Genomic DNA, 12,037 nt, shown 5'->3' with positions numbered 1-12,037 from the left:
TCGTGCGTCCGTGATTCGCTTACCACTGGCGACACCCAGACGACACACCGGTCCGGGGCTGCGGAGGGGCACTGCGTGCCAGGCTCCACTGACCCCGGACCGGTGTGGGTTGGATCCGGTAGTACCGGTGAATATCAGCCGGCGGGCTTGACGATGTTGACCGGCTTGGCCCAGTTCGACAGGCCGACGGTGACCTCGCCCTGATCCTTCTTCACCACGGCGCGAACAAGATTCGGGCCGTCGCCGGTGGACGCGGCGTCCGAGGGCTTGGTGGAATCGGAGGCCGGCGGGGCGGTGTCCTGGATCCACACGGTGATCGGCATGGTGCCGGCGTTCTGACCGATACGCGGCACGATCGGGTCGATCACAGCGGCGTCGATGGTGCCCGAGACCTTGACGGTGTTGATGCCGTCGATCACCTCACGGCTCTCGGTCTTCGCGTTCTGGATATTGGCGATCACATTCGCGATGCCCTTGTCCTTGTCCAGGATGACGCCCGGATCGTAGACCTTCTCGGCCGGACCGGCGGGCACGTAGCGACCGCCTGCCTGGGTGTAGAGAACCTTGTCCACCACGAGGAATTTCGCCTCGGTGAAGGACGCTTCGGGGGTGAGCTTGACCTTCGCCTCACCCATCGCGGCGCCCGAGCCCTGGGTCTCGTTGGTGACGTCGGCGGAGACGGTTTCCACCGGCAGGTCGGGCAGATTCTTGACGTCGATGTTCAGGTGCACGTTGTGCAGGGTCTGCGTGGTCTTCGCCGACTCCTTCACGATCTGTGCGCCATCGGGCAGCGCGCCGGTGGGCGCCGGGCCCGCCGTGGTCGCCGAATCGTCCTTCGTGCAGCCGGATACGAGGGCCGCGCAGACCGCCGCAACCGCGACGACCGAAGTGATGCCGGAACGTCGGGTGAAGCGCCGACGCGAGGTGGGGTTCGGTGTCATGTCGATCAAGTTTCATCCCCTGGAGATGGTCGTATATCGGTATGAGGCAGCCGAAGACCATCGTTCATCTCGTGCTCCCCCATCGGCGATAGTACCTGAGGAATTCGATTTGCGAGTCCTCTGCTCGCACTGCCTTTTTCAGGTGACCGCGACCAGAGATTCGACCTCGTTTTCCCAGTTCAGCCGACCGGGTGGTAGCGCCGACGATGCTCGTCGACAGGCCGAAGCCGCACCTCGGCCTTCATCGCCAGCAGTTCGGCGAGCTTCGTCGCTTCGGTGTCGTCGACCGGGCTGAAGATCTGAATCCACTCGCCGTCGGTCGCGGGTAGCGACATCATCGTCAGGTGCATCGCGAGGTCCCCGACGGCGGGGTGCTGGACCACCTTGATCAGGTTCACCGGCACCGCCACATCGTTGCGAGCCCACATCCCGGCGAATTCGGTACTGGCCGCGCACAGCTCGGAGACCAGCGCCTGCCACGTCGGATCATCGAGGTGCCGGACGTAAGCGCCGCGCAGGTAAGCGACCATACGGCGCTTGTCGTCGACGTTGTGCTGGTATGGATTACAGCACTCCGGCGTCAGGAACACCGTGCGCAGGACATTGCTGTCGGCGTCGGCGAGGCCGGGAAACAACGCGCGATAGGCGTCGTTGTGCGCCAGGACGTAGTACTTGGAATCGAGCAGCACAGCGGGCAACGGCGACAGCTTGTCCAAGATCACCGGCAGACCCGGCGGCATCATCGCCTGCACCGGCGCGGCGGGCACCGACGGCACATCCGCGAGACGGTATAGGTGCACCTTCTCCGCGTGGTCGAGGCCGAGCGTGCGCGCCACGGCGTCGAGCACCTGCGCACTGGCATTGATCGGCCTGCCCTGTTCCAGCCACGTGTACCACGTGACACCGATACCCGACAGGTGCGCGACTTCTTCACGGCGCAGGCCGGGCGTGCGCCGCCGCGGGCCCGGCGGCAGGCCGACATCGATCGGCGCGATCTTGGCGCGACGCGATTTCAGGAACGCACCGAGTTGAGCCCGGCGTTCGACACGCACCGTTCGCCTGTCCCCCACGTCACTCATCCCACCATCGTCGTCCATGCCGATCCCGGTATCCAGGTGGTGCTGGTACCCGGATCGGCGCGACACGGGTGAACGCGGCGACTCGGTGATCAGCAGCTCCAGCACCTCGAGGAAGTAGTGCGGGCGGCTACGGCCCATGGATCCTGTGACCACGCCGTATAGGCGATTCCGAACGGTCCGACCGCAAGTTGCCGGTTGATCGGCCGGCGCAACTGGCGTGATATGTAGCACATGCCGATCGGTACATGGCGCAGCTTATACATTGTCGGGTTTCACATCACGGGTGCCGACATGTCAGCCAGGTAAGTAGCGCCGCCACCACGGCATAAATCATGTTGGGCACAGGGAAGCGCGAAATCCCACTTCCCACTGTGCGTATAGGCAATTCCGAACACTCCGAACGGGAGTTGCCCGTTGATCGCTAGCTATCGAAGATGTGGTATGAACCACACGCCGGTTCGATGGCGACCAGAATTCTCAGCCATCCGGCGCGTGGCAACTAGGAGTTACATCATGGCGAATTTCGACGTGCATACCCGCACGGCCGATCCTGAAGCCCCGAACAAGCGCCCCGCCGCATGGGGCATCGTCCTCTTTCTCTTCCTGTTCTTCACGTTGAACTTCGCTGACAAAGCCGCAGTAGGCTTGGCCAGCACCAGGATCCGCGCGGACCTGGACCTTTCAGCCACCCAGTACGGCCTGCTCAGCAGTGCGTTCTTCTGGCTGTTCGCGATCGGTGCCGTCGTTCTGTCCTCATTGCTACGCAAGATCTCCTATGTGTGGGGCGGCGCGCTGCTGATGTCGGCATGGGTACTGAGCATGTTGCCGCTCACCGTGCCCACCACGTTCGGCGTGCTCCTCGGTGCGCGGATGGTGCTCGGCTTCTTCGAAGGCCCTGCGCACGCCTATTGTCAATCGGTCATCGCCGACCGTTTTCCGCCACACCGGCGAGCGCTGGCAGGCGGTCTGGTCAACGCGGGCTCCTCGGTGGGTCCGCTGGTAGCAGCGCCGGTGCTGACGTGGATCATCCTGACGTGGACGTGGCACGCCGCGTTCATCGTCCTGGTAATCACGGGCATCGTGTGGACAGTGTGCTGGTTGGGATACACCGGCGCAGGCCCCTTCCGCACGTCCCGTAGCGCGGAAGCGACCGCCGTCGACGAGGATCCGAACGGCCGCATCGAAGTGCCGTTCCTTCGCCTGCTCACTCTGCGCAGCTTCTGGGGGCTGGTGCTGCTGTCGTTCGCCGGCTACCTCATCTCGTCGTTGAAGGTGTCCTGGCTGCCCGCCTACCTGACCGACGGGCTCGGCTATTCCGAACAACAGGTCGGCACGCTCGCGGCGATTCCCTACGTAGTTGCCGTTGTCGTGCTTTTGTCGGCGGGTTGGTTGTCCGGCTACCTGCTCCAGCGCGGTGCTCCCTCCCGTGTCGCGCGCGGAGTCGTCACCGGCGCCTATTTGCTGGTCGGCGGGTTGGCGATGATCCTGTTCACCAGGATGAGTCCTGGCACACCGCAATTGATTTTGGTGATCCTCGCTTTCGCAGTCAACAGCGTGCCGTTCTCGGTCGCATTCGCTGGAGCAGCCGATTTTCTCCCGGCCCGTTATCGAGTTGCCTTCTTCGGCTGCATTATCGCGGCATACAGCCTCGCCGGGATTACGGCGCCCTACGGACTGGGCCGAATCGTCGACCATTCCGCTACTGCGGCACAAGGATATTCGAGCGGATTCCTCGTCGTCGGAATCGCGGTCTGCGTCTTGGCCGTAATCGGCGCTTTCATGCTCGACCCGGCGAAGGCAAGAGCAGATCTCGAACGGATGAGTGCCGCCGCATCTACAAAGGAAGGCGATTGATCATGACGGGACCACTCGAAGGTATCCGAGTACTCGATTTCGGGCAGTACATCGCAGGCCCCAGTGCCGGTCAGACCCTGGCCGATCTCGGAGCCGAGGTGTTGAAGATCGAAAGCTTGCACGGTGACCAGGCCCGAAGTATCGGCACGTTCGGCCAGGCGATGGTGCAGGCCTACAACCGGGACAAGCGCAGTCTCGCCATCGACGCCACCGACCACGACGGTCTGGCGATCCTGCATCGGCTGTTGGCGCACACCGATGTCCTGATCCAGAACTTTCGCCCCGGCTCGGCGGAGCGGCTCGGTCTCGGCGCGGCCGAGCTGCGCGAGCGTTATCCCGAGCTGATCTACGCGAGCATCAGTGGGTTCAGCTCGCACGGGCCCTCCCGCGAACGTCCCGGTCTCGACATCGCCGCGCAGGCGGAGTTCGGGGTCATGCACGCGACCGGCGCGCTCGATGGCGAGCCCCAACGGGTCGGCTACGCCGCCGCCGACGTGGCCGCGGCGTCGGCGCTGACGGCCGGAATTCTGGCCGCGCTCTATCAACGTCGGTCCACAGGTCTCGGCGCGCAGGTCGAAACCTCATTGATGGAGGCAGTTCTGTCATTGCAGGCAGCGACCTGGGGCGAATACATGCTCAGCGGAACTCCGCCGCGGCGCAAGGGAAACGGGCAGGCGCACGCGGCTCCCGCCGCCGACATGATCGAGGTCGCCGACGGAACCATCGTGTTGTCGGCGTACACGACGGACAAGTGGGCCGCGCTGTGTGACCTACTCGATCGCCCGGACATGATCGACGATCCACTGTTCGCCGACAATCCAGCGCGGGTACGCCACCGGCCGCAGCTGCTGGCGGCGCTCGGTGCCGCGCTGTCGGATACTACTCGCGACCAGGCGGTCGGCCTGCTCACATCAGCCGGGATCGTCTGCGGCGCGGTCCGCGGGTTCGACGAGGTCGCGACGGACAAGGATGTGCTGGCCGCCGAGATACTCGTCGCGGTATCCGATGACGTGCAGCGCGAATTCACTGTTCCGGGAATACCTTTCACTATCAACGGGCAACGGCGCACCGCTTCGAACGCGGCGCCCGCCGTCGGTGCCGACACCGTCGCGGTCTTGCGTGATATCGGCGTGTCCGACGCCGAGATCGACACCCTGATCGAGCGACGTGTCGTCGCCGCACCGACTCACTGAACTTCGAGCAGATAGAGGATTGCCATGATCGACCCGCGTGTGTCGAGCCACGATTTCGACACCTACCTGAAGTTGATCGCCGACTTCACCACTGACGAACTGATCCCCGGCGAAAACGAGATGGTCGCCGCCGCGGCGGTTCCCGACCGGCTCGTGGCCTCGATGGCGGAGCTGGGATTGTTCGGCATCTCCATTCCCCGCCGCTACGGCGGACTGGAATGGTCTATGACACAACAAGTTCGGCTGACATTCGAGTTCACGCGAGCTTCTTGCGTATACCGGTCGCGGTTCTCCACGGTGATCGGATTGTGCTCGCAGGCCATCCTCGATCACGGCACCGACGAACAGCGCGACCGGATGCTGGCACCGATGGCCGCCGGTGAGCTGGTCACGGCATTCGCCCTCACCGAGGAGGCGGCCGGCTCAGATGCGGCGCACCTGATCACCCGGGCAACTCGCGACGGCGACGCTTACGTTATCGACGGCGACAAGCGCTACATCACCAACGCCGGCTGGGCCGACGCGTTTCTGGTCTTCGCCCGAACCAACGCGAACGAGCAGGGCGCCGCGGGTGTTTCGGCTTTCATCGTGGACGCACACGCACCCGGAGTGACGGCGACATCGGCGACGCGAATGAACGGGCACGCCGAAGCACCGGTCGGCGAGATCCGATTCGACAATGTGCGCACCTCCGAGCGAAATCTTCTCGGTGGCGTCGAGGGCCGTGGGCTGACGATGGCATTGCGCGGGATCAATCACGCTCGACTGCACGTCGCAGCGACCTGCGTGGGCCAGGCGACTCGCATGCTCGAGGAGACGACCGCCCACGTCACCGGCCGCAGCCAGTTCGGCGCCCCGCTGGCCGATCTCGGCGCTGTCCAGGCCGTACTCGGTGCGGGGTACGCCGAACTCGAGGCCGGGCGCGCACTGGTTCTCGACTGCGCGGCGGCCTTCGACGCTGGGTCGATACCACGGCATCGCATCGCGGCGGCGAAACTATACTGTTCGGAAATGGCAAGCAGGGTCGCCGACAATTGTCTGCAATTGCTCGGCGGAGCGGGCATCGTCGGCGACCACCCGGTCCCGCGTATGTGGCGAGACGTGCGGGCATTGCGGATCTATGAAGGCTCCTCGCCGGTGCATGAGCGCAATCTGGCGAAGGCGATGATCAAACAGGTCGCTACGGACGGGACGCTGCCCGACACATTCCGGGTGTGAGCCTGTGCGTAATGAATGCGAAGGAGCCGGGTGTGGAGATTCGCCAATTGGAGTATTTTCTCGCGGTCGTCGAACACGGGGGCGTGAACCGTGCCTCCCAGCATCTGCACCTTGCCCAGGCCTCGATCTCGCAGAGCATCCGGCAACTGGAACGGGAACTGAAGGTTTCGCTGTTCCATCGAACCGGCCGCAATCTCGTCCTGAGCGAGGCCGGTCACCTGCTGGTCGAACCCGCCCGCAAAGTACTCGAGGATGTGCTGGCCGCACAGGATGTCATGCGGTCGGCTCGCGAATTGAAGGTCGGGTCGATCACGATCGGCACCATGCCGGAGATGTCGAGCGAGGCCGTGGCCGCCTGGAGCGGTTCATTCACCCGACTGCATCCGGGAATCCGGATCGATTTACAGGAATACTCGAGTGCTGGGCAATTGTGTGATGAGGTGCTGGCCGGAAATTGCGAACTCGGCTTCACCACCTTCCCCGTGCCCAGTGACGCGGTCGAGACCATCGAGCTCGCAGTGCAGCGACTGCTGCTGGTGCTGCCACCGAACACGCCCGGTATCGATACCGACGCACCCTTCCGGCTCGGCCGACTCGGCGACATTCCACTGATAACCAGCAATTCAGCGGTGCGGGAACAAGATATCGTCGCTACTTTGCTGCGCCGGGAATCGGTGTTGCCGAGGATCGTCGCTCAGGTGCCGAATCGACACGCACAGATGACGTTGGTACTCAAGGGTGCCGGCGCCGCGTTTCTGCCGTTGCGGATGGCGATCTCCGCAGCGCGCGCCGGCGCGATCGTGCTGACGACGCAGCCAGAAGTGCTGACACCCTTCGGGGTGGTCCGCCGGGCGGGTCGTTTGGGACCGGCAGCCAGGAGTTTCGTCATCGAGAGCAAGGCGGCGCTGGATCGCTGGAACAATCGCATTGCGGCGCTGCGGGATTCGGGCCTGTCACTGCCGAACGCGGCCTTGCGCGCCGCCGAAGAATTGGATAACGATCAGAATGCCGAATGATGATTCCACGCAGACACTCGAAGTAGCCGAACAGACGATCGACCGGGAGCCCGACTATCGATTCACACTGGCCAATGAGCGAACCTTCCTGGCCTGGATCCGTACGGCCTTGGCACTGCTTGCCGGGGGCGTCGCCGCCGATCACCTCTTTCTCTCCGGAATCGATGCGACCGCACGCACAGCGCTCGGCCTGACCTGCGTCGTCCTCGCAACCGTCATTACGCTGGGTGCTTTCACGAGATGGCGGAGTGTGCAGGCGGCGATGCGCCGCGATGCGCCGCTACCGCGCTCATCCATGGTGATCGCGATCGTCCTCGGTGTCGCGGTCGCGGCGGGGGTCTGCGTGTACTCGATGGTGCGATGAGCCGCGACCCCGGCCTACAGCCGGAACGCACGATTTTGGCGTGGCAACGTACCGCGCTCAGCGCGACGGTACTCGCCGCCTGCCTTCTCCAGATGACCGTCGACACCGGTCCCCGGCCGATGGCCGTTGCGACTGTCGCCCTGTGCGGCGTGGTTCTCGTCCTGATGGTCGCAATGATGTTGCGGCACAACCGCTATCGGCGTGTGATAAGCCCATCGACAACCATGTCCAAGGCCTCGGCCTGCCTGATCACCGGTTCGATCGTACTCATCGCCTCAGCGCGCGGAATCGACATACTCACTCGGTAGTCGCCGCGCATCATCTCGGCACCGCGATGCGCCCCGCGAGTCACAGACATAGTTGCGTCTTCTGGACCTTGCCCATGGCGTTGCGGGGCAGGGCTTCGAGGAAGATGACGTTCCGGGGACGCTTGTGGCGAGACAGGGTCGCGGCAACGTGCTCGATCAGCGCCTTCTCGAAGTTCAGCGGCGAAGCCCCTTCTGCGACGATATAGGCGATGACGCGTTGACCGAGGTCAGGGTCGGGATGGCCGACGACCGCGGCTTCGCGCACGCCCGGATGGGCGAGCAACGCGGCTTCGACCTCACCCGCGCCGATCCGGTAGCCGCCGGACTTGATCAGGTCGACCGATTCACGGCCGACGATGCGGTGGCAGCCGTTCGCGCCACAGACCGCGATATCGCCGGTCCGGAACCACCCGTCGTCGGTCCACGATGCCGCAGTGGCGTCGGGGCGGTTGAGGTAAGCATCGAAGAGCATGGGACCGCGGACTTCCAGGCGGCCGATGCTGTCGCCATCGTGCGGAACCGTGTCGCCGGTATCGGCGCGCAGCCGAGTCCGCACACCGCGCAACGGATTACCGACCCAGCCCGGCCTGCGCTGGCCGTCGGCCCGGGTACTCAGCGTGATCATGGTTTCGCTCATGCCGTAACGCTCGATCGGAGCCTGTCCGGTGAGCGCGGCGAGCCCGTCGAACACCGGGACGGGCAGCGGTGCGCTGCCGGAGACCAATAGTCTTGCCCGGCTGAGAGTTCGGGCCGATGCGGGGTCGGCTGCGATACGCGACCACACGGTCGGGACGCCGAAGTACATCGACCCGGGGGTGGCTGCATATCGGTCAGGAAGCGACGTGACAGTGTGCGCGACTCGCGAGCCGATCCGCAGCGAGGCGAGCACTCCGAGGACGAGTCCATGCATGTGAAACAGCGGCAGGCCATGAACGACGGTGTCATCGGCGTTCCAGTTCCACGCCTCGGCGACCGCGTCGATACCGGCCGCAAGGGGCCCCGCGTCCGGCAGGGAGGCCGCGAATGCGGCTGCCGCGCGGGACAGATCTGCGCGTCCCATCATTTCCGTACCGATGGCGACCGTATCGGGCCGATCGGAGTTGTTCGCGTCGGCGGGGTCGAGGCTACTCAAAAGCATTGTGGGGCGATCCTTTCGATTCTGCTGGGCGGGTGCCACGCGGCATCGATGCACGGCCGTACGCGGCGGTGCGGGCGGTCATCTGTTCGGCGACGGCAACGGGCGCCGATCGACACTGGTCACAGCGCCATGCCGGGAGCAACCAGGACACCGACAAGCACGATCGGCCCCAGCACGACCATCGACATGCCCCAGCGCGTGAGCAGGCGCGTCATGCGGGGCCGCTGCCCTTCGTCGACGGTGGTGGCGACATAGGTCGCACCGACGGTCGAGAACGGTGAGACATCGACGATCGACGCACAGATACCGAGCGCGCAGATCAGCGCCCAGCCTGGTACATCGCCGGAGGCGACCAGCGGCAGTGCCAAAGGCACCAGGGCCGCAAGCATTCCGGTGGTGGAGGCGAAGGCGGAAACCAGGCCGCCGATCAGGCAGATGACCAGGGCGGCGAGCAGCGGGATCCCGACCTTTCCCGCGAAGTCACCGAGCAGGTCCACCGCGCCCATCTCGTCGAGGACCCCGGCGTAGGTGATGATGCCGCCGACCAGCAGCACAGTGGGCCAGTCGACTTTGGTGACGGCCTTGTTCCCGGAGACTGGATCGACGAGGGTCAGTACGGCGCCGAAGGCAAAGGCGAGCACGCCGATATCGGGGTCGCGGTCGGCCAGCGACAGCGCTATCACCGCGACGAGCAGGCCGACCATGCACCAGACCGTGATCAGTTGGACGCGGGAAAAGCGTTGCGCAGCTGAACCATCCGAGCCATCATCGCGGTCGGTCGCGGCGGCGGACGCACCCCGGGCGAACGCGCCTGCACCAGGCCCGCCGCCGACCGACACCAGGGTGTCGGACTCGGACATCGGCTCGACCACGGTGGACCGCTGCCGCGGCAACAACGCGAGCCCGCCGAAGATGCAGTACGCGCAGCCGAACAGCGCCACATTGACCAGACCCGCCACGGCGAACAGTAGGAGCGGACTCAGTTCGATACCCGCCGCGTGCGCGGTCCCATAGGTGACGATGCCGAAAAGACTGGTGGGCGCGAATGCGCCCGCACTCAACCCGGTGCCCATCGCCAATCCCATCAACATCGGATCGATGCCGCGCTTGTCGGCGACCGCCATTCCGATCGGCGCCATCACCAATCCGCCGAGCGGCGACCCCATCGCCGAGATACCCGCTGTCAACAGGAAGAATACGGGTGGCAGCAGCTCCGTCTTGCCGCCGACCGAGGCGAGCGCGGCTTCGATAATCCGGTCGATCGTCCCGTTGACCTGCGCGATGCCGAAGAAGTAGGTCACCCCGACCAGCAGCACCAGGATTTTCACCGGGAATTCGGCGATCACCTCGTCGAGCGGCAGGTGCGCCACCCCTATCCCGACTCCGCAGGCGGCGGCGAACATCAGCACACCGATATGCGCCTTTCGCAGTGTCGCGACTGCGAATATGCCGACGAACGCCGCAATCTGCCCTGTCATGATTCCTGCCCTTCCGCCGGGACGCGACACAGCTCTGCCGTTCCTCAACGAACTCCAGTTGCGGACAACCGAAACCGTTCACCTGTGCGCGCCCGATGGCGACGAACTGGTGCTGATCGAACGTCTCGACACCGCGCACCCCCTGCGGGCATTCCTGCCTCTGGGTCAGCGCATTCCCCTCCACGCCTCCGCGACCGGGCTTGCCTTCCTTGCCGCAAGCTCTGCTGAGTACGTCAACGACTACCTCGCGGGCGACCTCCAACCCCGAACGTCGCACACCATCACCGATCCCGATACCGTGCGCCGCACACTCGAGGCGATCCGCGCCCGCGGCTACTCGATCAACGACCAGGGCCTCAGCAGCGGCATCACCGCCATCGGCGCGGCCATTCTCGACGCACGAGAACAACCTGTCGGCTCGATATCGGTATCGGGACCCACCAGCCGGATCACCCCGGAAAAGTTTGAAACCTACGGCACAGCCGTCTACGAATCAGCGCGCAAGATCCACGCGACACTGTGAATCCATAGCCCGGCCCGAGGTCAGCACTGCTGATTCTCGGGTCGGCGCCGTTGCGCCACGCGGCAGAAGGGGGTGAACGTCGCCATCGCGTTCTGTCGCCGATGGGAGGACAATGGAGATCTGGTTGACAGGTTCGTACGCACCTCCAGGAGCAGGCGATGATGCACAGCCACCGAACGTTTTCGCACTTGCTGCACGAGATGGGTGAGCAGTCCTTCGACGACCACCGGGTGCGCCACGCGGCCTGGGTCGCGCGGTGGGTGGGCCGCGGCGCCGCCGCTCCCCTGCAGCCAGGGGACCTCGCGACCCTCGCCGATCGTCTCGAGCCCAGATCGCTGCCCGCCGGATCGGTGATGTTCTCGGCGGACCTACCGCCGGACGGGGTGTGGATCGTGCGGCGGGGCCAGGTCGAATTGTCCGTCGAGTCGGGCAAGCAGCGTGCGGTGGTCGGCATGCTCAGTCCCGGCGATGTCGACGGCGATATCGCACTCCTGCTGGTCATGCCCGTGGCCTACACCGCGCGCACACTCACCGACGTGGAGTGCCTGTACCTGTCGCAACGCGACTTCGACACGCTGCTCGCCACCCACCCCGAGCTGGCGCGACGCTGGCTCTCCAGTGTGGCGCAACGGGTTTCGACGGGTCAGGCCCGGCTGATCAATGTCCTCGGCCGTCCGCTCCCGGTTCAGGTGGCCCAATTGCTGCTCGACGAAGCCGTCGACGGGTCGGTGCGGCTGGACCAGCGCACGCTCGCCGCCATGCTCGGTGCGCGAAGCGCGTCGCTGCACAAGGTTGTCGAGGAATTCGAACGACACCGGCTGATCACTGTCGGCCCGGCGAGCGTCGACATCGACGATGCCGAGGGATTGCGGCAGCTCACAGCGAAGATTCTCAATCCCTGACCAGCCGACGATCAGCGATATCC

12 protein-coding genes and 1 pseudogene are annotated in these 12,037 nt (G+C 65.0%); 9 read left to right on the top strand and 4 right to left on the bottom strand.

The window, feature by feature from the left end; all coding sequences use genetic code 11:
- Positions 1 to 134 precede the first annotated feature (134 nt).
- Together ACWZHB_RS10455 and ACWZHB_RS10450 are read right to left on the bottom strand one after the other, a co-directional pair.
- A complete protein-coding gene (locus ACWZHB_RS10455) occupies positions 135 to 941 on the bottom strand; it encodes an LppX_LprAFG lipoprotein (protein ID WP_427907737.1) in 807 nt (268 codons plus the stop codon).
- 179 nt (positions 942 to 1,120) lie between these two features.
- Positions 1,121 to 2,173, bottom strand: a complete 1,053-nt coding sequence (locus ACWZHB_RS10450) for a helix-turn-helix transcriptional regulator (RefSeq protein WP_427907736.1) — start codon at positions 2,171 to 2,173, stop codon at positions 1,121 to 1,123.
- Positions 2,174 to 2,533: 360 nt separating this feature from the next.
- On the opposite strand from ACWZHB_RS10450, the gene ACWZHB_RS10445 reads away from it, so the two are divergent.
- The 7 genes and pseudogenes from ACWZHB_RS10445 (at position 2,534) to ACWZHB_RS10415 (ending at position 7,973) form a co-directional block, all read left to right on the top strand.
- Positions 2,534 to 3,874 carry an MFS transporter gene (locus ACWZHB_RS10445; protein WP_427907735.1) on the top strand — a complete coding sequence of 447 codons (1,341 nt, stop codon included), beginning with the start codon at positions 2,534 to 2,536 and terminating at the stop codon, positions 3,872 to 3,874.
- A 2-nt stretch (positions 3,875 to 3,876) separates the two neighbouring features.
- Positions 3,877 to 5,067: a CaiB/BaiF CoA transferase family protein gene (locus ACWZHB_RS10440; RefSeq protein ID WP_427907734.1), complete on the top strand. Its 1,191-nt coding sequence runs from the start codon at positions 3,877 to 3,879 to the stop codon at positions 5,065 to 5,067.
- 24 nt (positions 5,068 to 5,091) lie between these two features.
- Positions 5,092 to 6,285, top strand: coding sequence for an acyl-CoA dehydrogenase family protein (locus tag ACWZHB_RS10435; protein ID WP_427907733.1), 1,194 nt, complete (start codon positions 5,092 to 5,094; stop codon positions 6,283 to 6,285).
- Between the two features lie 11 nt (positions 6,286 to 6,296).
- Positions 6,297 to 6,491: pseudogene (locus tag ACWZHB_RS10430) on the top strand (LysR family transcriptional regulator); the annotation flags it as partial.
- Positions 6,492 to 6,539: 48 nt separating this feature from the next.
- Complete coding sequence (locus ACWZHB_RS10425; protein ID WP_427909128.1) at positions 6,540 to 7,301, top strand: LysR family transcriptional regulator substrate-binding protein; 762 nt, start codon at positions 6,540 to 6,542, stop codon at positions 7,299 to 7,301.
- Positions 7,291 to 7,665 (top strand): YidH family protein, encoded by a 375-nt coding sequence (locus tag ACWZHB_RS10420; protein ID WP_427907732.1) that lies wholly within the window; start codon positions 7,291 to 7,293, stop codon positions 7,663 to 7,665. Before ACWZHB_RS10425 ends, ACWZHB_RS10420 begins: the two co-directional genes overlap by 11 nt.
- A complete protein-coding gene (locus tag ACWZHB_RS10415; RefSeq protein ID WP_427907731.1) occupies positions 7,662 to 7,973 on the top strand; it encodes a DUF202 domain-containing protein in 312 nt (103 codons plus the stop codon). The genes ACWZHB_RS10420 and ACWZHB_RS10415 overlap by 4 nt, the downstream gene beginning before the upstream one ends.
- A gap of 40 nt (positions 7,974 to 8,013) precedes the next feature.
- Here ACWZHB_RS10415 and ACWZHB_RS10410 read toward each other — a convergent pair whose 3' ends face one another.
- Both ACWZHB_RS10410 and ACWZHB_RS10405 read right to left on the bottom strand, forming a co-directional pair.
- Positions 8,014 to 9,111 carry an AMP-binding protein gene (locus ACWZHB_RS10410; protein WP_427907730.1) on the bottom strand — a complete coding sequence of 366 codons (1,098 nt, stop codon included), beginning with the start codon at positions 9,109 to 9,111 and terminating at the stop codon, positions 8,014 to 8,016.
- Between the two features lie 119 nt (positions 9,112 to 9,230).
- A complete protein-coding gene (locus tag ACWZHB_RS10405; RefSeq protein ID WP_427907729.1) occupies positions 9,231 to 10,589 on the bottom strand; it encodes an SLC13 family permease in 1,359 nt (452 codons plus the stop codon).
- Here ACWZHB_RS10405 and ACWZHB_RS10400 point away from each other — a divergent pair.
- Both ACWZHB_RS10400 and ACWZHB_RS10395 read left to right on the top strand, forming a co-directional pair.
- Entirely contained in the window at positions 10,588 to 11,112 is a 525-nt protein-coding gene (locus ACWZHB_RS10400; RefSeq protein ID WP_427907728.1) for an IclR family transcriptional regulator, read from the top strand. The genes ACWZHB_RS10405 and ACWZHB_RS10400 overlap by 2 nt on opposite strands.
- A gap of 161 nt (positions 11,113 to 11,273) precedes the next feature.
- Positions 11,274 to 12,014: a Crp/Fnr family transcriptional regulator gene (locus ACWZHB_RS10395; RefSeq protein WP_427909127.1), complete on the top strand. Its 741-nt coding sequence runs from the start codon at positions 11,274 to 11,276 to the stop codon at positions 12,012 to 12,014.
- Positions 12,015 to 12,037: the final 23 nt, after the last annotated feature.

The organism is Nocardia sp. FBN12 (assembly GCF_054031145.1).
The sequence above is the reverse complement of the archived record's forward strand: the minus strand, read 5'-3'. Positions and strand labels throughout refer to the sequence as shown.